Below are 19,608 nucleotides of genomic sequence, written 5' to 3'. Positions count from 1 at the left end.
CCAGGCTCCCGTCCGACCCGATCGATCCGGCACTAACGCACCGTCCGAGTCGACGACACGGTGCATCTGCGCCGGATCGATCGGCGTCAGCGGGGGGGCGCAGCACGCTCGCGGCTGGGCCCGTCTTGGGTGAGGACGCCGTTCAGGCGACCGACTGCGTGGGCTCGAGCCAAACGTCGAGCGCCACAATTCCTTCTGGGTACGGCGCGAGGCGTTCTGCCAGACGCGGAGTGATGTGCTGCACCCAGGCCGTGACCCGATACCGTCCCTGCGAGTCCATCCCCTCGCCGGACATGAACAGCCCCGCGGGTTCCTCCTCGTCGGACAAGATCTGGTCGACCGCGTCGAGATCAGCCCGTGACCATCGGCTCGGCACCACTACCAGGGCGTCCTGCAGCATCGGCCGCAACGCACGCTCCACCTGCGCCGGATCGACCGCATTCACCACTACGGCAACACCGTTTCCAGAACGCACGCGTACGAAGTGCAGGACGGCCCCGACGTCGATGAGCGATCCGATCACGTCGTTGACCGAGGCCGTGTCTTCGGGCGAGGAGGGCCTATCAAGAACCGGAAGAGCCAGGTCGAGCTGTTCGCGGTGCGAGGACGCGAGCCGGAAGCTCACGAAGTCGAGCTCGACGGGTTCCACAGCGGCGACGTCGACTGCGGTACCGTTCCAGGTTCCGGCAACGCGAGCGCCCGAAGTCGGCACCGCGCCATGCCATCCGACGAGGTCGACAGCCATCGAATCGACAGCTTCGCGCTGCTCGGACGGATCAGTCCACACCGGGGCAAGGCGAAGGGTCGGCCCGCCGGTCAGCAGTTGCCCGACTACTCGAACCCGGCTGCCTCGACTCAGAGTTCTTGAAACGATATCCATGACGTCCCCCTTCGCCACCTACGTTGGTGGCCGCTTCGAATAATCCTCGTTTTCGACCGGTCTGTCCTCGTTCTGTTCGTACTGTTCACGAGTTTCTCTCGACACCGATTCGATCGCTGTCGGCGAGATCGCAGATCGCGTCGAGCGAGTGATCGAAGTGAGCGACGGTCTCGCTCCCTTGATCTCGTCCCACAGTTCGCCGTCGGTGACGGATCGATCGGCGCGGGGCTGCGGAAGGACGGCCCGGCGAACGCCGAACACGGAGACGTGACGGATCAGAGGCGCGGCGCGTCGGCGAGCAGCCGGCGCGTGTACTCCTCGCGCGGCGCGCTCAGGACGGCCGCCGCCGCCCCCGTCTCGACGAGGCGCCCGTCGCGCATGACCGCGATGCGGTCGCTCATGTGGGCGATCACGCCGAGATCGTGCGAGATCAGCAGCAGCGCCAGCCCGTGGCTCCGCTGCAGGTCGTCGAGCAGGTCGAGGATCTGCGCCTGCACCGAAACGTCGAGCGCCGACACCGGCTCGTCGCAGATCAGCACGTCGGGGCGCGAGGCGAGCGCGCGGGCGATCGAGACGCGCTGCCGCTGCCCGCCCGAGAGCGTGCGCGGAGAGCGCCCCTCCAGCGCGGGCGAGAGGCCGACGCTCGTCAGCAGCTCGGGCACGGAGGCGTGCGGCCCGTCGCCGCGACCTCCCGCGTCGCGGAGGAGCCGGCCCACGCTCCAGCGCGGATCGAACGACGAGAGGCTGTCCTGGTAGATCGCGCCGATCCGCGGCCGCAGTGGGCGACGATCGCGCTCGCGCGCCTGGGACCACGGCTCGCCGGCGAACTCGACCGACCCCGCGTCGGGCCGGCGGAGCGCCAGCAGCAGCCGCGCCACCGTGCTCTTGCCCGACCCCGACTCGCCGACGAGGCCCAGGGTCTCGCCGCGGCGCAGCTCGAGGTCGACGCCGTCGACGGCGGTGCGAGAGCCGAAGCGGGCGACGAGCCCGGAGGCGCGCAGCAGGACGTCGCCGGGCGGAGCGGGCGCGACGGTGGGCGCGTCGGGATCCGTCAGCCGCGACCCGCGCGGGCGCCCGGCCGGAACGGCGGCGACGAGGGCGCGCGCCTCGGCGCTGACCGGTGCGCGCAGCACCTGCTCGGCGGTCCCCTCCTCGACGACGCGGCCGTCGGCGAGCACCAGGATGCGGTCGGCGAGCCCCGCGACGACCGCGAGGTCGTGCGACACCAGCAGCAGCGCGCGTCCCCGCGCCTTCTGCTCGGCGAACAGCTCGAGCACGCGCGCCTGCACGGTCACGTCGAGCGCGGTGGTGGGCTCGTCGGCGACGAGCAGCGGCGGGTCGAGCACGATCGCGGAGGCGAGCAGCGCGCGCTGGCGGAGCCCGCCCGACAGCTCGCCCGAGCGGTCGCGCATCCGTTCGACGGGATCGGGCATGCCGACGCTCGCGAGCGCCTCCGCGACCCGGTGCGACGCCTCCGCCGCGGGCAGCCGGCCGTGCAGCCGCAGCACGTCGCCGATCTCGCGCCCGATCGGCCGCAGCGGGTCGAGCGACTGCAGCGCATCCTGCGGCACGAAGCCGACGGCCGCCCCGCGGAGGCGCCGCAACGCCCGCTCGCCCGCGCCGACCACCTCCTGATCGCCGACCCGGATGCTGCCCGACACCGCGCCTCCGCCGAGCCCGAGCAGTGCCCGCGCGGTCACGCTCTTGCCCGAGCCCGACTCGCCCACGATCGCCACGCACTCGCCGGGCTCGACGCGGAACGAGACCCCGTGCACGACCTCGACGCCGTCGAAGGCGACGCGCAGGCCCTCGACCACGACCGCCGCCCTCACCGCGCACCCCGCAGTCGCCCGCCGAGCACCGTCGTCGCGATCGTCGTCAGCACGATCACGAGCCCCGGGAACACCGTCAGCCACCACGCGCTCGCGAGATAGGTGCGGCCCGCCGACAGCATGGCGCCCCACTCCGGAGCCGGCGGCTCGGCACCGAGGCCCAGGTAGCTGAGCGCCGACGCCCAGACGATCGCCTGGCCGACTCCGAGGGTCGCCAGCACCGCGAGGGGCCCGAAGGTGTTGGGCAGCACGGTGCCGAACAGGATGCGTGGCGCCGAGTGGCCGAGCACGCGTGCCGCCTCGACGTAGCCGGAGTCGCGGATGCCCAGCAGCTGGGTGCGCAGGATGCGGGCGTAGCCGGGCGCGGTCGAGAGGCCGACCGCGATCGTCGCGGGGACGACTCCGGGGCCCGTGACCACGATCACCAGCAGCGCGAGCAGCAGCGCCGGGAACGCGAACAGCACCTCGAGGACCCGCCCGATCACGCCGTCCACGAACCGCCCGCCGAACGCCGCGACCACGCCGAGCACAGCACCGAGGGCGAGCCCGATGCCCGTCGCGCTGACGCCGATGAGAAGCGACGCGCCCGCGCCCGCGATCAGCCGGCTGAGCACATCGCGCCCCGACTCGTCGGTGCCCAGCAGGTGCGCGAGCGTCGGCGGCGAGAAGGCGTCGCGGGGAGCGACCGCGAGCGGATCGGCGGGCGCGAGGAGGCCGGGCGCGACGGCGGCCAGCAGCAGCAGGCCGACGAAGGCGAGGGCCAGCAGCTCGCCCGGGCGGAGGCGTCCGGCGCGGCTCCGGGGCAGACGCAGCTCGAGCTCGCTCATGCGCGCACCGCCGGGCGCGAGGCGGTCCGCGGATCGACGAGCCGGGTCACGAGGTCGGTCGCCAGCGTCACGACGATGTACGCGAGCGCGGTGACGAGCACGACGCCCGTCACGACCGGCACGTCGCGGACGGTGACCGCCGAGAGCAGGGTCCGCCCGAGGCCGGGCCGGGCGAAGATCGTCTCGACGACGACCGCGCCGCCGATCAGGTAGCCGAACGCCCAGCCCGAGAGCGAGACGCCCGGCAGCACCGCGTGGCGCAGGGCGTGACGGAGGCGGATGCCGAGCTCGCCCTCGCCGCGCGCGCGGGCGGCCAGCACGAACGGCGACTCGAGGGCGTCGAGCAGGGAGCGGCGCATCACCTGCCCGAGGAATCCGGCGAGGGGGATCGCGAGGGTGAGGGCGGGCAGCACGAGTCCGTCCGGGGCGTTCGTGCTCACCGGTGGCAGCCAGCGCAGCGCCGTCGCGAAGACCGCGATGAGCACGGTCGCCAGCCAGAAGTGCGGCAGGGCGGCGGCCGTCAGCTCGAGGCCGGCGCCGAGCGCGGCGGCGACGCGTCCGCCGCGGGTCGACCAGAGGGCGGTCGCGAGGGCGAGGATCCACGCGAGCGTCAGGGCGAGGGCGGCGAGGAGGAGCGTGCCGGGCAGCTGCTGCCCGAGCAGGTCGACGACCGGGGTGCGGAGGGAGTAGGAGGTGCCGAGGTCACCGCGCGCGAGGCGGCCGAGCTGCGTCAGGTACTGCGCGAGCAGCGGCTGGTCGAGGCCGTACTCCGCGCGGACGGCGGCGAGCGCCTCCGGAGACGCCTGCGAGCCCGGGCCGCCGAGGATCGCCTGCGCCGGATCGCCGGGGATCAGCCGGATGAGGAAGAACACCGCGGTCGCGACCGCCCACAGCACGACGAGGGCGCCGCCGAGGCGCGCGAGCACGCGTCGGATCATGCGGTGGCTCCTCTCGTCTCTCGCTGACCGCGGGACACCCGCGCCCCTCGCCGCCCGCTGATCGAGTAGCCCGCGCAGCGGGCGTATCGAGATCGACCAGCGTCAGAAGGCCGAGCCCGAGGACCGATCTGCTTACGCTGGTGGGTCTCGATACGCCCCTGCGGGGCTACTCGACCAGCATGCTTGCGAGCAGCCGGTAATGAAGCATCAGAACCCGCCCGCTGATCGAGTAGCCCGCGAAGCGGGCGTATCGAGATCCACCAGCTTCAGCAGGCTGGCGGGCCCGCTCGCTCGACCGCTCGCTACGACACCCAGGCGTCCGCGAACCACGGGGTCGAGACCGTCGCCAGGGCGGCGACGCCCTGCACGGCCGAGCGGTGCAGGTAGTGGTTCTGCTGGTCGTAGAGCGGCAGGATCCAGTAGCCGTCGAGCACGATCTTCTGCGCCTGCTGGTAGAGATCGGCGCGCTCGGCCTCGTCGGTCGTCGCGCTCGCCTGCTCGAGCAGGGCGTCGAGCGCCGGGTCGTCGATCTGGGCGTGGTTCGCGAAGTAGCCGCTCGGCGCCGGCGTGATGCCGGAGGACGAGTAGAGGATGCGCAGCACGTCGGGGCCGACCTTCGTGTACGGCGCGCTGACCAGCTCGTACTCGTTCGCCGCGAGCGCCGCGTACCAGCTCGAGAGATCGAGCAGGCTGATCTGCACGTCGAAGCCGGCGGTCTTCGCCGATGCCTGGATCTGCTCGAACAGCGACTGCTCGGCCGGGATCGACTGGTTGGTGCTCACGGGCAGGCGCAGGGTGAGCGGCGTCCCGTCCTTCTCGCGGATGCCGTCGCCGTCGGAGTCGACCCATCCGGCCGACTCGAGGAGGCCTTCGGCGGCGGCGACCTCGTCGTCCGATCCGGCGTCCTCGAAGAGCGACGGCTCGGAGTAGGCGGTCGCCTCGCTGCTCGACAGCGGCGAGTACGAGCGCTCGGCGGTGCCGAAGAAGAGGGAGTCGATCGCGTCGTTCACCCCGACCGCTCGGATGAACGCCTCGCGCACGCTCGCATCGTCGAACGGCGACTGGCCCGAGTTGAGCTCGAGGCGGTTGACCGAGCCGGGGCGCGGCGCGTCGATCTCGACGAGGTCGGAGGCATCGGTCGCCGCCGCGAGCGTGTCGGGCTGGGCGTTGTCGATCACGTCGACCTCGCCCGCCTGCAGCGCGGCGTAGCGGGTGGCGGAGTCGGGGATGAAGCGCCAGGTGATGCTCGAGAGGTAGGCGGGGCCGTCGTGCCCGTCGCCGGTCGGGCCGGTGGCGGAGTCGTAGGCGTCGTTGCGGGTGAGGGTCACGTGGTCCTGCTTGACCCACTCCGTCACCGTGAACGGGCCGGTGCCGACGGGGGCCTCGCAGTTCGCCTCCTCGCCGCGGGCGATGCCGGCGGGCGACTGGATCGCGGTCCACGGCTGGGCGAGCGACTCGAGCAGCGCGCTGTCGGGGGCGCTGAGGGTGAAGCGGGCGACGGTCGGCGACACGGCGGTGACCGAGGCGACCTTGGCGACGGCGAGGTAGCCGGTGGACGACTTGGTCGCCGGATCCTGGAGGTGCGCGATGTTCGCGGCGACCGCCTCCGCATCCAGCGGCGTGCCGTCGGTGAAGGTGACGCCCTCGCGGAGGGTGAAGTCGTAGCTCAGCGCGTCGTCGGCGACGGTCCACGACTCGGCGAGCCACGGCGTGATCGCGCCCGTGTCGTCGCGGGAGACGAGCGACTCGAGCACCTGCGTCGCGAGCAGCGCCTGCGGGTAGTTGCCGCCGACGTGCGGGTCGAGGCAGGTGGGCTCGGCGTCGCCGGACGCGTACGTCAGCGTGCCGTCGGCGACCGGACCGGCGGCCGACCCTCCGGCGTCGTCGGAGGCGGCGGTGCAGCCGCTCAGGAGGAGGGCGGAGGCCGCGAGGACGGCGACGGGAAGAAGGGAGCGCAGAGACATGACGGCTTTCGACGGGGGAGGTTCCGGATATCTGCACCCGGCCCATAAACGGTACCAGCCGCGCCGCGCCCCATGCGGAGGTCCGCGAGAGAGGTCAGCCGGAGGTGGAGGCGCGCACGACGAGCTCGGGCTGGAAGACGACCTGGCGCGGGGAGGGATCGAGCAGGAGCTCGACCGCCGTCGCCCCGATCAGCGCACTCGGCTGGCGGATGCTCGACAGCGGCACCACCGTCGCGGTCGCGAACGCGATGTCGTCGTAGCCGATCAGCGCCACATCCTCCGGCACTCTGATCTCGCCCAGCAGCACCAGCGCCTGCAGCACCCCGACGGCAAGGAGGTCGTTGGCGCAGAAGATCGCATCGGGGCGATCGGAGGCGGCGCGCTCGGCGATCGCGCGCCCCGCCTCGCGCCCGGCGAGCACCGACAGCGCCTCGGTCGGGATCTCCTCGAGCGTCGCCCCGTCGACGGCCGCGACCGCCTGCCGCGCCCCCGCGACGCGATCGGCGACCTGACGGATCGACTCCGGCCCGCCGACCACCGCGATGCGGCGGCGCCCGAGCTGCAGCAGGTGCTCGACGGCGAGACGCCCGCCGGCGATGTCGTCGACAGCCACCGACGAGAACGCGGGGTCGCTCGACTCCCGGTCGACGAGCACGCACGGGATGCCGTGCGAGCGGAGGCGGGCGAGGCGCGCCGACTCCTCCCCCTGCGGCGAGATGAGCACCCCGCTGACGCGCTGCTCCTCGAAGAGGTCGAGGTACGAGTCCTCGCGGGCGGCGTCGGAGTCGGTGCTCGCGAGCAGCACCGCGAGCCCCGCCTCCGCGGCCCTGGCCTGCGCTCCGCGCGCGAGATCCGAGAAGAAGGGGTTGCCGGCGTCGAGCACGACCAGCCCGACGCTGCGACTGCGGCCGGCGCGGAGCTGCCGGGCCGCGTCGTTGCGGACGAAGCCGAGCGCGGCGATCGCCTCGTGCACGCGCTCGACGGACTCGCTGCCGACCTTCTCGGGCCGGTTGAGGACGTTCGACACCGTGCCCACCGACACACCGGCGCGGGCGGCGACGTCGCGGATGCTCACGGACGGCACGGCTCCTCCTCGAGAGATCGACTCCTGGGCGTCCCGGAAGTATGGCACCGGGCCGCGCGGCGAGGGCTTTGACAGCCTCCGTCGCCGCGCGCTAGCCTGCGGTGAAACGATTCACACCCCCCTCCGCACCGAAGGAGCCGCTCGATGACGAGTGACACCCCCCTCACCCGGGCCTGCTTCCAGCTCCGCGTGAAGCCCGAGCGCCTCGCGGAGTACCGCGAGCGGCACTGGGCCGTCTGGCCCGACATGCTCCGCGCTCTCAAGGCCGCCGGCTGGAACAACTACTCGCTCTTCGTCAGCGACGACGGCCTCCTGATCGGCTACGTCGAGACGCCGTCGCTCGCCGACGCGCAGGCCGCGATGGCCGAGACCGACGTCAACGCGCGCTGGCAGGCCGAGATGGCCGAGTTCTTCGTCGACCTCGACGGCGCCCCCGATGAGGGCTTCCTCCCGCTCACCGAGGTCTTCCACCTCGAGGACCAGCTCGCCGCCCTCTCCCCCACCACCAGCACCGAAGGAACCGCACCGTGACCGCTCTCAGCCCCGACATCCTCCGCCAGCTCGAGCAGCAGGCCATCGAGCTGCCCTCGTGGGCCTTCGGCAACTCCGGGACCCGCTTCAAGGTCTTCTCGACCCCCGGCACGCCGCGCACCATCGAGGAGAAGATCGCCGACGCCGCGAAGGTCAACGAACTGACCGGCCTCGCCCCGAGCGTCGCACTGCACATCCCGTGGGACAAGGTCGACGACTACAGCGCGCTCGGCGACTACGCGGCCTCCGTCGGAGTGAGTCTCGGCACCATCAACTCGAACACGTTCCAGGACGACGACTACAAGTTCGGCTCGCTGACCCACTCCGACCCCGTGATCCGCCAGAAGGCGATCGACCACCACCTCGCGTGCATCGACATCATGGACGCGACCGGATCGCGCGACCTCAAGATCTGGCTCGCCGACGGCTCGAACTACCCGGGCCAGCAGGACATCCGCGGCCGCCAGGACCGCCTCGCCGACTCCCTCGCCGCGATCTACGAGCGCCTCGGGGCCGAGCAGCGCCTCGTGCTCGAGTACAAGTTCTTCGAGCCCGCCTTCTACCACACGGATGTGCCGGACTGGGGCACCTCGTACGCCCACGTCGCCGCCCTCGGCGACCGCGCGCTGGTCTGCCTCGACACCGGTCACCACGCGCCCGGCACCAACATCGAGTTCATCGTCGCCCAGCTGCTGCGCCTCGGGAAGCTCGGCTCGTTCGACTTCAACTCGCGCTTCTACGCCGACGACGACCTCATCGTCGGCGCGGCCGACCCGTTCCAGCTCTTCCGCATCCTCTTCGAGGTCGTGCGCGGAGGCGGCTACGGCCCGGACTCGCCCGTCGCCTTCATGCTCGACCAGTGCCACAACGTCGAGGACAAGATCCCCGGTCAGATCCGCTCGGTGCTCAACGTGCAGGAGATGACGGCGCGCGCGCTGCTCGTCGACCGCGCCGCCCTCGAGGAGGCGCAGCTCGCCGGCGACGTGCTGGGCGCGAACGGGATCTTCATGGACGCCTTCTACTCGGACGTGCGCCCGGCGCTGGCCGAGTGGCGCTCGTCCCGTGGCCTGCCGGCCGACCCGATGGCGGCCTACGCCGCCTCCGGCCACGCCCAGGCCCTCGCCGACGAGCGCGTCGGCGGCACCCAGTCGAGCTGGGGCGCCTGAGCCCCGCACAACGAAGGCTGAACGCCCCGGATCCGCGAGAACGTCGCGATTCGGAGCGTTCAGCCTTCTTTCTGCGGTCGCAGCCCCGGCAACGGCCAGGATCGAGGGATGGACCTCGATGACCTCGGCGATCGCCTCTGCATCATCGGCCCGTCGAGCAGCGGCAAGTCGACTCTCGCCGCGGCTATCGGCCGCGCCCGAGGGATGCGGGTCGTCCACCTCGACCAGTACCGGCATCTCCCCGGCAGGCACTGGGTCGAGCGGGGCGACGACGAGTTCGCCGCGCTCCATGCCGCGGCCATCGCCGGCGAGTGCTGGGTGATCGAGGGCAACTACTCGCGCTGGCTGCCCGAGCGCCTCGACCGGGCGACGGGCCTGATCGCGCTCGAGTCCACCACGACCGCGACCGTGATCCGCTACCTCCACCGCACCTGGAGCGGGCAGGAACGCGTCGGCGGCCTGGAGGAGACGCGCGACCGGGTGAGCCTCGCGATGCTGCGGTTCCTCCTCGGTCCCTCGCGCCGGAGCAGGGGCGCTACCGGAGGCTGCACGAGGAGTCAGCCGTCCCCTCGGTGCTCCTGCCGGACCGCGCCGCGCTGGACCGCTTCGCGCGCGCCAACGGGCTCCGCTGACCGGTCCTCGTCCGCGAACCACCGGATCCGGCCGCTTCGCGAACGTGACTTCCGTGTCGCACGGCCAACACCCGCACAACTGAGGCTGGATGCCCCGAATCCTCCCGAGTCTCGCGATTCGGGGCGTTCAGCCTTGGTTGCGCAGACGAATCGACTCTCAGTGCGGCCGCAGGGCCGCGACGATGTCGCACTGCGCCGCGCGGCCGGCGCGAGTCGGCACCAGCGGATACACGTGCACCTGGCCGACGGCCTCGTGCAGCGTGAGCGGCACTCCCGCGGCCGCAGCCTTCGACGCGAGCACGTGCGCATCGGGGTTCAGCACGTCGCGGGTGCCGGTGAAGACCGTCAGAGGCCCGAGCCCGGTGAGGTCGCCGAAGAGCGGGCTCACCACCGGATCGACGAGCTCGAGGGAGCCGCGCCAGCGGTCGGCGAGCACCCGGCCACCGGGAGTCGCCAGCCACGGGTCCGTCGGCTGGACGAGCGGGATGCGCGGGTTGCTCCAGGTGAGATCCAGCGCGGGCGAGATCAGCAGGGTCTGCGGGAGGGTCACGCCGTGGTCGCGGAGGGCGAGCGCCGTCGAGAGGGCGATCTGCCCGCCGGCCGAGTCACCGGCCAGCGCGGTCGGTCCGTGGCGCTCGAGACTGCGCCGCACGAGCGCGAGCACGCCGTCGCGCGCCTCCAGCGCGGTGCCGAACGGCACGAGCGGGTAGATCGGGAGGGTCACCGCCACTGACGCCTCGTCCGCGATCCGCGCGGCGAGCCACCAGTGCTGCGGCGCGATCTCGTTGACCCAGCCGCCGCCGTGCGCGTAGACGACTCCGCCGAGGATGCGCTGCGGCCGGATCGAGTAGACCGGCCAGCCGCCGACCTGCTCCACGTCGACCCGCACTCCGGGTCGCAGGCGTGGCGGGGGACCGTACGGCGCCGGCCGCAGCGCGTTCTCGCGGATGCGCCGGCGAGCACCGTCGGCCGTGACGAAGGTGCGGTCGGCCCGGATCAGCCGCAGCGCGAGCGGGACGAGGGCGTCGGGCACGGCGGGAGTCATCCTCCGAGGATCGCGCACGCCAGTGGGGAGTCGCTGGGTGGAATCGGCCCTCGGGAGTGCGCTCCGGCGCTCGAGCAGCCAGAGTGGCCGGATGGACATCGCACCGCTGCTCACCTGGACCCTCGCCCAAGAGATCGCCGTCCCCGATGACGTCGGAGCGCTGCTCGTCGAGGGCGAGACGGCGGTCGCCGCCTTCCGCACCCTGCGCGACTCGGCGACGTTCACTACGAAGCGGCTGATCGTCCGCGACGCGCAGGGCATCACCGGCAAGAAGGTCGAGATCTACTCGCTGCCCTACAGCTCGATCAACATGTGGTCGACCGAGAACGCGGGCACGTTCGACATCAACTCCGAGGTCGAGCTCTGGACCCGCGCGGGCCACATCAAGATCAAGCTCGGCCGCGGCGCCGATGTGCGTCGTCTCGACTCGCTCTTCGCCTGGGCGGTCCTGCACTCGCACTGACGAGAGCCTCAGTCGTCCTCGAGCACCATGCCGACGGAGGTGGCGCACGCGTCGCCGCGCCACGCCTCCACGCCCTCGCGCAGCGCGAAGACGACGATCACGAGCCCGGCGACCGGATCCGCCCACCACCAGCCGAGCAGGCCGTCGAGCACCAGCCCGATCAGCACCGCGGCCGACAGCCACGTGCAGACCAGGGTCTGCTTCGAGTCGGCCACGACGCTGGCCGACCCGAGCTCGCGGCCGGTGCGGCGCTCGGCGAACGAGAGGAACGGCATCACGATCACGCTCAGCGCTGTGATGACGAGCCCGAGCGGGCTGTGCTCCGCCTCCCGGGCGCCGGCGAGCGCCAGCACGGACGAGAACGCGACGTAGGCGGCGAGCGCGAAGAAGGCCACCGCGATCACGCGCAGCGTGCCCTTCTCGTAGCGCTCGGGATCGCGACGCGTGAACTGCCAGGCGACCGCGGCGGCCGACAGCACCTCGATGCCGGAGTCGAGCCCGAAGCCGATCAGCGCCGTCGAGGACGCCGCGGCGCCGGCGCTCAGCGCGACGATCGCCTCGACGAGGTTGTAGCCGATGGTGGCGGCGACCAGGAGGCGCACCCGGCGCCGGAGGAGCGTGCGGCGGTCCGCGGTGAGCGTCGTCATGAGCAGCTGCACCCCTCGCCCTCGCAGCAGTCGGGGTCGACGTACAGCACCACCCGCAGCAGGTCGTCGAGCGCGGGCGCGAGGTGCGGGTCGGCGAGGCGGTACCAGGTGCGCCGCCCCTCCGGGATCGCGGCGACCAGGCCGCAGCCGCGGAGGCAGGCGAGGTGGTTCGACATCACCTGGCGCGAGACGTCGAGCGCGTCGGCGAGGTCGGAGGGGAACGCCGGCGCCTCCCGCAGCATCAGCAGGATGCTCGCGCGGGTCGGATCCGAGAGCGCCGAGCCGAGGCGGGCGAGCGCGGCGGTGTGGGTGAGGGTCGCGGTGACGGGCAGGGTGGCTGGCACGACTCCGATAGTACAGCGATCGCTGTATCCACGTCCTAAGCTGGAGCGATGGACGACGCGAGCGGCACCGACGTGCGCGCGGCGACCGTCGTGGTGATCGGCGTCGGCCAGGCGGGTCTCTCGGCCGGCCACCACCTCGCGCGCCGCGGATTCTCGAGCGCCCTCGCCGATCCCTCCGGCGCCCGGACCTTCGTGATGCTCGACGCGAATCCCGCCCCCGGAGGCGCGTGGCAGCACCGCTGGGAGTCGCTGCGGATGGCGACGGTGAACGGCATCTTCGACCTGCCCGGCTTCCCGGTCCCACCCGTCGATCCCGCAGAGCCGTCGCGCGCCGCGGTGCCGAGGTACTTCGCCGACTTCGAGCGCGCCGAGCAGCTGCCGATCCTCCGCCCCGTGACCGCGCGGAGCGTCGAGGCCGTCGACGACGATCCGGAGGGCGACCTCGTCGTCCGGACCGACGCGGGCGACTGGGCCACCCGCGCCGTGATCAACGCCACCGGCACCTGGAACAACCCGCTGCTCCCCCATCACCCCGGGCAGGAGACGTTCCGCGGGCGGTCGCTGCACACCCGCGACTACGTCCGCGCCGAGGACTTCGCCGGCCGGCGCGTGGCCGTCGTCGGTGGCGGCATCTCGGCGGTACAGCAGCTCGAGGAGATCTCGCGCGGCGCGACCACGTTCTGGTACACCCGCCGCGAGCCGGTCTGGCTGCCCGGCGCCTTCACTCCCGAGACCGAGGGCCGCGACATCATCGCGCGCGTCACCGCCGACGTCGAGGCGGGGAACCCGGCCGGGAGCGTCGTCTCGTACACCGGACTCGCCTGGACCCCGTACGCGGTCGCCGCCCGCGAGCGGGGCGCGCTCGTGCGCCGGCCGATGTTCACCGCGATCGAGCCGGACGGCGTGCGCGAGGCCGACGGGACGCTCACGCCGGTCGACGACATCCTCTGGGCCACCGGCTTCCGCGGCGATCTCGCGCACCTCGATCCGCTCGCCCTGCGCAACGATCGCGGCGGCATCACGATGACCGGGACCCGGGTCGACGCCGACCCGCGCGTGCACCTGATCGGCTTCGGCCCCTCGCAGTCGACCGTCGGCGCGAACCGCGCCGGACGCGACGCCGCGCGCGTCCTCTCGCGGTATCTCGAGCCCTCGGTGTGATGCGGAGCCCTAGGGTGAACCGCATGACCGGTGCCCCCGAGCCGTCCCGGCCGAGGCTGTCCCGCGAGGACGCCTCCAGCCGCATCACGGCCTACGTCTACGGCAACATCGTGACGCTCGCCACCATCGCACCGCTGACCACGGTGGCCGCCGAGAACGGGCAGGGCTTCTGGTACGTGCTCGCCACCGCGTTCTCGACCTTCCTCGCGCACACCTTCGCCGAGTCGATCGGCCGTCGGGCGCGGACCGACGAGCGGCTCTCCGCGGCGGTCCTCCGCGCCGAGCTCCGCGACTCCCTCCCCGTGCTCACTTCGGGGATCCTCCCCGCCGCCGTCCTGGGGCTCGCCTGGCTGACGGCCGTCCCCGGCTCGACGGCAGAGATCATCGCGCTGACCTACCTCGTGATCCGCCTCGCCCTGATCGGCCCGATCGTGGCGCGGATCCGCGGCGAGCGCCCGTCCTTCCGCACCTTCGTGGCGGGGATCGTGCTCGCGCTCGTCGGGATCGCCGTGGCACTGGTCAAGGTCGGTCTCGGGTCCTGAGCCGTCGCCTGCCGGCGCGTTCCCGCGCCCACCGCATCCCGACGAGCACCGCGCCCGCCACCAGGATGTGCAGCAGGACGAGGGCGATGGCGTCCGGCTCGACGAACTCGACCCTCCAGCCCGACGGCGCCCACGTCATCCCGCCCAACAGGGTGCGCGTGACGGTGAGCTGGGTGGCGTGGAACGCGATCGCGACCAGGAGGGCCCCCTCGATCGGCAGCCGGCGCGCGGCGACGAGCGCCAGCCCGAACAGCACGAGCTGCAGCACGTAGACGACCGGGTCGTTCCCCGCCGGGAACACCGCCGGCTCCTCGCCCGCCCCGCCGAGCACCGTCGTCACGGCCCACCGCACCGGGCCGATGACGAGACCGAGGAACGGGAACAGCGCGGTGGTCACGACGGTCGCGACGGCCGGGCCCCACCCATCGCGGAGGTTCGTCCACGCGTACCCGCGCAGCGCGAGCTCCTCGGGCAGGGCCTCGTAGAGGACGATGACGACGCCGTTCAGCAGCAGGAACCCCGCGAAGGCGACCGGATCGACGGCCTCGACGCGGATCCAGCCGGCCAACGCCGCGGGCAGCCAGACCGCGAGGCCCGAGCCCGCGCCGACGGCGACGCCCACGGAGAGCGGACGCAGCGCCCGCCGGGTCAGACCCAGCCCCCTCAGATCGCGCCGGTCGACCCGGCGGCGCAGCAGCGCGATCGCGGGGACCACGAGGGCCGACATCAGCACCGCCTGCACGAGCACGACGGCGAGGAGGGGCAGTCCGAGCGCCTGGTCGAGGGCGTCCGCCGCACCGATCGCGGCTCCGAGCCCGGCCCCGAGGATCAGCCACGCGACGACCGCCCGGAGGAGCGCGGCACCGCGCGGCACCGTCCTGCGAACGACACCGACGGCGACGCTCATGCGACGGCTCGCTCCGCGCGGGACTCCACCGGCGCCGGCCGTGGCCAGATCGAGTAGCCGACGGCCGTGACGACCTCGATCGCCACGACGAGGAGCAGGATCGGGAAGACGCCCTCGAGCGCCCCGGTCCGCGCGGGGTCTCCGGCGATCGCGCCGAGCAGGAGGACGACCCCGGCCGCGATCGCCGCGGCGAGGGTCGTGCGCGCGAGGTCCTTCCAGCACGAGCGCGCGTGGGCGGAGCCGGAGAGCTTCTGCGGGGCCGGGCCCCCGGCGAAGCGGTGGGCGAAGCGCAGGTCGGCGGCGCGGACGAGCGCGTGGCCGTAGGCGATCGAGAAGCCGAGGTAGACGGCCGAGAGCGAGTGCGCGAAGGAGGCCGTCGCTCCGTTGTGCAGATCGATCGCGGTCGCGAAGAGCAGGACGACGTCGACCACGGGGGTCAGCGCGAGCAGCACGGCTCCGGTGCGCTTCCAGCGGAGGGCGTAGCGCGCGATCAGGCCCAGGGCGATGACCACCCAGAATCCGATCTCGCACGCGATGACGATGGCCAGGATCATGGTTCCCCCGTTGCTCCGGTCGATCAGCACGACTGTGCTAATCGAGATCGAACGCTAGCACGCTCGTGCTAATCTCGCGGAGTGCCCCTCGACCGCGATGCCCGCAAGGCCCAGCTGGCCGAGGCGGTCTGGCGCGTGGTGCGCGAGCGCGGCATCGGCGCCGTCTCGGTCCGCACCGTCGCGGAGGAGGCGGGCGTCGTCGTCGGCTCGCTCCGGCACGTGTTCCCCACCCGCACCGAGCTCGTCGCCTTCTCGGCCGAGCTGATGGTGACGCGCGCGACCGAGCGGATCCTCGCCACTGCGCGCACGGGCGACGCGCTCGCCGACGCGGTGGCGATGCTGCGCCACCTGCTGCCGCTCGAACCCGACAGCCGCGCCGAGCTCGAGGTGAACATCGCGCTGATCGCCGAGACGCCGGCCCTGCCCGAGCTGCGCGGGATCCGCGACGAGGCGCACCGGGGGCTGGCCGAGATGTGCGTGCTGCTCTGCGCCTCCGTGGCGGGGCGACACCCGGATGCCGAGCTGCTCGACTCCGCGCGCCGCCTGCACGCGCTCGTCGACGGACTCGCCGTGCACCTGCTCCTGCGCGAGGGCGAGGGCGAGTGGGCGGTCGGCGTGCTGAGGGCCGAGCTGGAGCGGCTGCGCGGCTGACTAGCGCGTCGGGCCGGCGGACGCCCCGGTCACGACGTCAGCCGCTCGCGGGACGCGGGATCGACGATGTCGAGCCACTCGCGGTGATCGCCGATGTAGGCCGCGATGAACGGGCACTGCGGGACCACCTCGTAGCCCTGGGCGCGGGCGTCGGCGAGCACCGCCGCCGCGAGCGCACTGCCCAGGCCGTGGCCCCCGAACTCCGGGAAGACGACCGTGTGGGTGAAGGTGCGCACTCGGCCGCGCTGCTCGTAGGCGGCCACTCCGGCCCGCTCCCCGTCGAGGAGCACCTCGAACCGCGACCGGTCGCGGTCCTCCTCGACGGTGACGTGCTGCTCGTCGCTCATGCGGTCCTCCCGGTGTCGCTGCTCCGTGCGCTCACTGTACGACCGCGCCGACCCGCGCCACCGGTACCGGTCAGTCCCGCGAGGCGAGGTGCGCCCGGAGCGCGAGCATCGCCTCCTGCACCGCGGCGAGCTGATCGGAGGAGAGCCCCGCGACGAAGGTCTCCTGGACCGCGCGGAAGTGCGGCGCCGTCGCGGAGCGGAACGCCTCGGCACCCGGCGCGGCGAGCACGACCTCGGCCCCGCGGCTGTCATCGGAGGCCTGCTCGCGGGTGAGGAGACCGCGCCGCTCCATCCGTCCTAGGTGGTGCGAGAGCCGGCTGCGCTCCCAGCCGATTTCCTCGGCGAGCTGCGACGAGCGGAGGCGGTGCTCGGGGTGCTCGGTCAGGGCGAGGAGGACCGCGTAGTCGCCCTGCGAGAGCCCGGAGTCCTCCTGGAGCCGCGAGGCGACGACTCCGCGCACGCGCTCGGACGTCTCGATGAACAGGCGCCACGCGGCGAGCTCGCTCGGCGTGGGAGAGCGTCGGCGGCGCCGGTCGTCGGGAATAGCCATCGCCGGTCCTCTGTTTGACATGTCAAGTACCTCGGTTCCGAGGTGACATGTCAACTGTAGGAGAACGGCCGGCCGAGAGGCCCACGACCTCCCCGGGAAGAGCCCCACCATGCCTGATCTCGAATTCGGACTCGACACCTTCGGCGACATCCCCGAGAAGTCCCCCGGCGCCCTCGCCACCCATCCCGAGGCGATCCGCCAGGTCGTCGTCGAGGCCGTCCTCGCCGACGAGCTCGGCGTCGACGTCTTCGCCGTCGGCGAGCACCACCGGCCCGAGTACGCGATCTCGTCGCCCGAGACCGTCCTCGCCGGGATCGCGACCGCGACCGAGCGCATCCGCCTCGCCTCCGGAGTCACGGTGCTCAGCTCGGACGACCCGGTGCGGGTGTTCCAGCGGTTCGCCACGCTCGACGCGCTCTCGAACGGCCGCGCCGAGGTGATCCTCGGCCGCGGCTCCTTCACCGAGTCGTTCCCCCTCTTCGGCTACGACCTGAAGGACTACGACACGCTCTTCGAGGAGAAGATCGACCTCTTCGCCGAGCTGCTCACCGAGAAGCCCGTCACCTGGAGCGGGACCACGAGGCCCGCACTCCATGACGCGGACGTCTTCCCCAAGACCGAGTCGGGCCACCTGTCGACCTGGGTCGGCGTCGGCGGCTCGCCGCAGTCGGTCGTGCGCACCGCCAAGTACGGCTTCCCGCTGATGCTCGCGATCATCGGCGGCAGCCCCGAGCGCTTCGTGCCCTACGCGGACCTCTACCGGCGCGCCGCCGAGCAGTTCGGCACCACCGCGCACCCCATCGGCATGCACTCGCCGGGCTTCGTCGCCGACACCGACGAGGCGGCCCGCGAGATCTTCTTCCCGCCCTACAAGATCGTCCGCGACCGCATCGGCGCCCTCCGCGGCTGGCCGCCGGTCACCCGGGCCGCGTTCGACCAGGAGGTGGAGCACGGATCGATGTACGTCGGCTCGCCGTCGACGGTCGCCCGCCGCATCGCCGCCGCGATCTCGACCCTCGACGTCGGACGCTTCGACCTCATCTACTCCGCGGGCCCGATCCCGATGAAGGACCGGATGCGCGCGGTCCAGCTCTACGGAGCAGAGGTCATCCCGATGGTCCGCGACATCCTCGGACGCTGACAGGGTGGGAACCATGACCACGCGGACATCCACCACCATCGGCATCCTCGGCGCAGGCAAGGTCGGCACGGTCCTCGCCCGCCTGGCACTGGCCGCGGGGTACAGGGTGCTCGTCAGCAGCTCCCGCGACCCCTCCGCCATCGCCCTGACCGTCGACGTCCTCGCGCCCGGGGCAGAGGCGGTGACGGCCACCGACGCCGCCGCGGAGGCCGACATCGTGATCCTCGCCCTCCCGCTCGGCAAGCTCGGCTCGGTCCCGGTCGACGCCCTCGCCGGGAAGCTCGTGATCGACTCGATGAACTACTGGTGGGAGGTCGACGGCCCGCGCCCCGACCTGACCGACCCCGAGGCGACGACGAGCGAGATCGTCAGCCGGTTCCTTCCCCGCTCGCGCGTCGTCAAGGCGTTCAACCACATGGGCTACCACGACCTCGACGAGGAGCCGCGCCCCGCCGGCGTCCCCGGTCGCAAGGGCATCGCGATCGTGGGCGACGATCCCGACGACCGGCGCGCGGTCGCCGCCGTGGTCGACGCGTTCGGCTTCGACCCGGTCGATCTGGGCGGGCTGCGTGAGGGACGGCTCCTGCAGCCGGGAGGCGCTCTCTTCGGGGCCGACATCAGCGCGGAGGAGATCCGGGCCGTGCATGCGGAGGCGTCACGGGATCCGGATGAGGTTCGCGCTTCCTAGGAATAATTGACGCGTCAATCAGTTGTACCGGACATGAGCATCGACGCGGGCGCAACGCCCTCAGCATCCCTCGGAGTCCTCGGCGTCGGAGCGATGGGCGGCGCGATCGCGCGCGCCCTCGCCGCGAAGGGCCTCCCCGTCCTGATCGCGAACAGCCGCGGTCCCGAGACCCTCACCGACCTCGCCGCAGAATCGGAGTTCCTCCGCCCGGTCACGATCGAGGAGGCCGGGCAGGCCGACATCGTGATCCTCACCGTCCCGTGGGTCGCCGTCGAGGGCGTCCTCGGCCGCCTCTCCAGCTGGGAGGGCCGCATCCTGGTCGACGCATCGAACGCGGTGATCTTCCTCGCTCCCGACTCGCCCGAGCTGCAGGATCCCGCGAACCCGCTGGCCGCGATGGGCCTGAAGGCGGCGGACACGCAGGGACGCACCTCGAGCGAGCTCGTCCGCGAGCTCGCTCCGGGCGCCCGCGTCGTGAAGACCTTCAACCACATCGAGCCGCCGGTGCTCGCCGAGCCCCGCCGCGCCGGCGGACAGTCCGTCGTCTTCCTCAGCGGCGACGACGCCTCGGCCAACACCGAGATCGCAGCGCTCCAGGCGCGACTCGGGCTCTTCCCCGTCGACCTCGGCGCCCTCTCCGTCGGCGCCCCGCTGACGGAGTTCCCGGGCGGGCCGCTGCTGGGTCTCGACCTGCTCAAGCCGTGACCTGAGCGG

General features: G+C 72.6%; 22 protein-coding genes. 9 read left to right on the top strand and 13 right to left on the bottom strand.

Annotated features, from left to right (window positions below; genetic code table 11):
- Nucleotides 1-142: 142 nt before the first annotated feature.
- The 6 genes from GRS96_RS05490 to GRS96_RS05465 form a co-directional block, all read right to left on the bottom strand.
- Nucleotides 143-880, bottom strand: a complete 738-nt coding sequence (locus GRS96_RS05490; RefSeq protein ID WP_159987941.1) for a hypothetical protein — start codon at nucleotides 878-880, stop codon at nucleotides 143-145.
- 275 nt (nucleotides 881-1,155) lie between these two features.
- Entirely contained in the window at nucleotides 1,156-2,712 is a 1,557-nt protein-coding gene (locus GRS96_RS05485; RefSeq protein ID WP_159987940.1) for an ATP-binding cassette domain-containing protein, read from the bottom strand.
- Nucleotides 2,709-3,539: an ABC transporter permease gene (locus GRS96_RS05480; RefSeq protein WP_159858248.1), complete on the bottom strand. Its 831-nt coding sequence runs from the start codon at nucleotides 3,537-3,539 to the stop codon at nucleotides 2,709-2,711. The genes GRS96_RS05485 and GRS96_RS05480 overlap by 4 nt, the downstream gene beginning before the upstream one ends.
- Nucleotides 3,536-4,477, bottom strand: coding sequence for an ABC transporter permease (locus tag GRS96_RS05475; RefSeq protein ID WP_159987939.1), 942 nt, complete (start codon nucleotides 4,475-4,477; stop codon nucleotides 3,536-3,538). The genes GRS96_RS05480 and GRS96_RS05475 overlap by 4 nt, the downstream gene beginning before the upstream one ends.
- A 302-nt stretch (nucleotides 4,478-4,779) precedes the next feature.
- Complete coding sequence (locus GRS96_RS05470) at nucleotides 4,780-6,441, bottom strand: ABC transporter substrate-binding protein (RefSeq protein WP_159987938.1); 1,662 nt, start codon at nucleotides 6,439-6,441, stop codon at nucleotides 4,780-4,782.
- 94 nt (nucleotides 6,442-6,535) lie between these two features.
- Complete coding sequence (locus GRS96_RS05465) at nucleotides 6,536-7,525, bottom strand: LacI family DNA-binding transcriptional regulator (RefSeq protein ID WP_204162037.1); 990 nt, start codon at nucleotides 7,523-7,525, stop codon at nucleotides 6,536-6,538.
- 144 nt (nucleotides 7,526-7,669) lie between these two features.
- Here GRS96_RS05465 and GRS96_RS05460 point away from each other — a divergent pair, with 144 nt between their 5' ends.
- Nucleotides 7,670-8,056 carry an L-rhamnose mutarotase gene (locus GRS96_RS05460; protein WP_159987936.1) on the top strand — a complete coding sequence of 129 codons (387 nt, stop codon included), beginning with the start codon at nucleotides 7,670-7,672 and terminating at the stop codon, nucleotides 8,054-8,056.
- On the top strand, nucleotides 8,053-9,222 hold the full coding sequence (rhaI, locus tag GRS96_RS05455; RefSeq protein ID WP_159858238.1) for an L-rhamnose isomerase: 1,170 nt from the start codon (nucleotides 8,053-8,055) through the stop codon (nucleotides 9,220-9,222). Before GRS96_RS05460 ends, rhaI begins: the two co-directional genes overlap by 4 nt.
- 789 nt (nucleotides 9,223-10,011) lie before the next feature.
- On the opposite strand, the gene GRS96_RS05450 is transcribed toward rhaI, so the two are convergent.
- The gene (locus GRS96_RS05450) at nucleotides 10,012-10,899 is read right to left on the bottom strand and encodes an alpha/beta hydrolase fold domain-containing protein (RefSeq protein ID WP_159987935.1); all 888 of its coding nucleotides are present in this window, start codon (nucleotides 10,897-10,899) and stop codon (nucleotides 10,012-10,014) included.
- A gap of 91 nt (nucleotides 10,900-10,990) precedes the next feature.
- Here GRS96_RS05450 and GRS96_RS05445 point away from each other — a divergent pair, with 91 nt between their 5' ends.
- A complete protein-coding gene (locus GRS96_RS05445; protein ID WP_159858232.1) occupies nucleotides 10,991-11,362 on the top strand; it encodes a PH domain-containing protein in 372 nt (123 codons plus the stop codon).
- 8 nt (nucleotides 11,363-11,370) lie between these two features.
- On the opposite strand, the gene GRS96_RS05440 is transcribed toward GRS96_RS05445, so the two are convergent.
- Nucleotides 11,371-12,009, bottom strand: a complete 639-nt coding sequence (locus tag GRS96_RS05440) for a cation diffusion facilitator family transporter (RefSeq protein ID WP_159858230.1) — start codon at nucleotides 12,007-12,009, stop codon at nucleotides 11,371-11,373.
- The gene (locus GRS96_RS05435; protein WP_236553565.1) at nucleotides 12,006-12,353 is read right to left on the bottom strand and encodes an ArsR/SmtB family transcription factor; all 348 of its coding nucleotides are present in this window, start codon (nucleotides 12,351-12,353) and stop codon (nucleotides 12,006-12,008) included. Before GRS96_RS05435 ends, GRS96_RS05440 begins: the two co-directional genes overlap by 4 nt.
- A gap of 48 nt (nucleotides 12,354-12,401) precedes the next feature.
- Between GRS96_RS05435 and GRS96_RS05430 the strand changes: the two genes are divergently transcribed.
- Together GRS96_RS05430 and GRS96_RS05425 are read left to right on the top strand one after the other, a co-directional pair.
- Entirely contained in the window at nucleotides 12,402-13,514 is a 1,113-nt protein-coding gene (locus GRS96_RS05430; protein ID WP_159858228.1) for a flavin-containing monooxygenase, read from the top strand.
- A gap of 23 nt (nucleotides 13,515-13,537) precedes the next feature.
- The gene (locus tag GRS96_RS05425; RefSeq protein ID WP_159858226.1) at nucleotides 13,538-14,056 is read left to right on the top strand and encodes a hypothetical protein; all 519 of its coding nucleotides are present in this window, start codon (nucleotides 13,538-13,540) and stop codon (nucleotides 14,054-14,056) included.
- On the opposite strand, the gene GRS96_RS05420 is transcribed toward GRS96_RS05425, so the two are convergent.
- Nucleotides 14,034-14,963: a CPBP family glutamic-type intramembrane protease gene (locus GRS96_RS05420; protein ID WP_159987934.1), complete on the bottom strand. Its 930-nt coding sequence runs from the start codon at nucleotides 14,961-14,963 to the stop codon at nucleotides 14,034-14,036. The two genes, GRS96_RS05425 and GRS96_RS05420, sit on opposite strands and share 23 nt — an antisense overlap.
- Nucleotides 14,960-15,517 carry a hypothetical protein gene (locus GRS96_RS05415; protein ID WP_159987933.1) on the bottom strand — a complete coding sequence of 186 codons (558 nt, stop codon included), beginning with the start codon at nucleotides 15,515-15,517 and terminating at the stop codon, nucleotides 14,960-14,962. The genes GRS96_RS05420 and GRS96_RS05415 overlap by 4 nt, the downstream gene beginning before the upstream one ends.
- An 81-nt stretch (nucleotides 15,518-15,598) precedes the next feature.
- Here GRS96_RS05415 and GRS96_RS05410 point away from each other — a divergent pair, with 81 nt between their 5' ends.
- Nucleotides 15,599-16,168, top strand: coding sequence for a TetR/AcrR family transcriptional regulator (locus GRS96_RS05410; RefSeq protein WP_159858220.1), 570 nt, complete (start codon nucleotides 15,599-15,601; stop codon nucleotides 16,166-16,168).
- Between the two features lie 29 nt (nucleotides 16,169-16,197).
- Here the strand turns inward: GRS96_RS05410 and GRS96_RS05405 are convergent, their stop codons facing one another.
- The gene (locus GRS96_RS05405) at nucleotides 16,198-16,515 is read right to left on the bottom strand and encodes a GNAT family N-acetyltransferase (protein ID WP_159858218.1); all 318 of its coding nucleotides are present in this window, start codon (nucleotides 16,513-16,515) and stop codon (nucleotides 16,198-16,200) included.
- A gap of 70 nt (nucleotides 16,516-16,585) precedes the next feature.
- Nucleotides 16,586-17,065 carry a MarR family winged helix-turn-helix transcriptional regulator gene (locus GRS96_RS05400; RefSeq protein ID WP_159987932.1) on the bottom strand — a complete coding sequence of 160 codons (480 nt, stop codon included), beginning with the start codon at nucleotides 17,063-17,065 and terminating at the stop codon, nucleotides 16,586-16,588.
- Between the two features lie 109 nt (nucleotides 17,066-17,174).
- On the opposite strand from GRS96_RS05400, the gene GRS96_RS05395 reads away from it, so the two are divergent.
- Genes GRS96_RS05395 through GRS96_RS05385 form a run of 3 tightly spaced genes read left to right on the top strand, consistent with a single transcriptional unit; the run spans nucleotide 17,175 to nucleotide 19,599 of the window.
- Nucleotides 17,175-18,206, top strand: coding sequence for an LLM class flavin-dependent oxidoreductase (locus GRS96_RS05395; protein ID WP_159987931.1), 1,032 nt, complete (start codon nucleotides 17,175-17,177; stop codon nucleotides 18,204-18,206).
- Nucleotides 18,207-18,210: 4 nt separating this feature from the next.
- Nucleotides 18,211-18,894 carry an NADPH-dependent F420 reductase gene (locus GRS96_RS05390; RefSeq protein WP_236553564.1) on the top strand — a complete coding sequence of 228 codons (684 nt, stop codon included), beginning with the start codon at nucleotides 18,211-18,213 and terminating at the stop codon, nucleotides 18,892-18,894.
- Nucleotides 18,895-18,927: 33 nt separating this feature from the next.
- The gene (locus tag GRS96_RS05385; protein ID WP_159987930.1) at nucleotides 18,928-19,599 is read left to right on the top strand and encodes an NADPH-dependent F420 reductase; all 672 of its coding nucleotides are present in this window, start codon (nucleotides 18,928-18,930) and stop codon (nucleotides 19,597-19,599) included.
- Nucleotides 19,600-19,608: the final 9 nt, after the last annotated feature.

It is taken from the genome of Rathayibacter sp. VKM Ac-2803 (genome assembly GCF_009807175.1).
GTDB lineage: Bacteria > Actinomycetota > Actinomycetes > Actinomycetales > Microbacteriaceae > Rathayibacter.
The sequence above is the reverse complement of the archived record's forward strand: the minus strand, read 5'-3'. Positions and strand labels throughout refer to the sequence as shown.

Bases quoted from the DNA above. Each gene is read 5' to 3' on its own strand.
- GRS96_RS05405 (WP_159858218.1), bottom strand. From the start codon at position 16,515: ATGAGCGACGAGCAGCACGTCACCGTCGAGGAGGACCGCGACCGGTCG.
- GRS96_RS05395 (WP_159987931.1), top strand. From the start codon at position 17,175: ATGCCTGATCTCGAATTCGGACTCGACACCTTCGGCGACATCCCCGAG.
- GRS96_RS05385 (WP_159987930.1), top strand. From the start codon at position 18,928: ATGAGCATCGACGCGGGCGCAACGCCCTCAGCATCCCTCGGAGTCCTC.
- GRS96_RS05475 (WP_159987939.1), bottom strand. From the start codon at position 4,477: ATGATCCGACGCGTGCTCGCGCGCCTCGGCGGCGCCCTCGTCGTGCTG.
- GRS96_RS05490 (WP_159987941.1), bottom strand. From the start codon at position 880: ATGGATATCGTTTCAAGAACTCTGAGTCGAGGCAGCCGGGTTCGAGTA.
- GRS96_RS05480 (WP_159858248.1), bottom strand. From the start codon at position 3,539: ATGAGCGAGCTCGAGCTGCGTCTGCCCCGGAGCCGCGCCGGACGCCTC.
- GRS96_RS05400 (WP_159987932.1), bottom strand. From the start codon at position 17,065: ATGGCTATTCCCGACGACCGGCGCCGCCGACGCTCTCCCACGCCGAGC.
- GRS96_RS05470 (WP_159987938.1), bottom strand. From the start codon at position 6,441: ATGTCTCTGCGCTCCCTTCTTCCCGTCGCCGTCCTCGCGGCCTCCGCC.
- GRS96_RS05460 (WP_159987936.1), top strand. From the start codon at position 7,670: ATGACGAGTGACACCCCCCTCACCCGGGCCTGCTTCCAGCTCCGCGTG.
- GRS96_RS05445 (WP_159858232.1), top strand. From the start codon at position 10,991: ATGGACATCGCACCGCTGCTCACCTGGACCCTCGCCCAAGAGATCGCC.
- GRS96_RS05440 (WP_159858230.1), bottom strand. From the start codon at position 12,009: ATGACGACGCTCACCGCGGACCGCCGCACGCTCCTCCGGCGCCGGGTG.
- GRS96_RS05420 (WP_159987934.1), bottom strand. From the start codon at position 14,963: ATGAGCGTCGCCGTCGGTGTCGTTCGCAGGACGGTGCCGCGCGGTGCC.
- GRS96_RS05425 (WP_159858226.1), top strand. From the start codon at position 13,538: ATGACCGGTGCCCCCGAGCCGTCCCGGCCGAGGCTGTCCCGCGAGGAC.
- GRS96_RS05450 (WP_159987935.1), bottom strand. From the start codon at position 10,899: ATGACTCCCGCCGTGCCCGACGCCCTCGTCCCGCTCGCGCTGCGGCTG.
- GRS96_RS05415 (WP_159987933.1), bottom strand. From the start codon at position 15,517: ATGATCCTGGCCATCGTCATCGCGTGCGAGATCGGATTCTGGGTGGTC.
- GRS96_RS05430 (WP_159858228.1), top strand. From the start codon at position 12,402: ATGGACGACGCGAGCGGCACCGACGTGCGCGCGGCGACCGTCGTGGTG.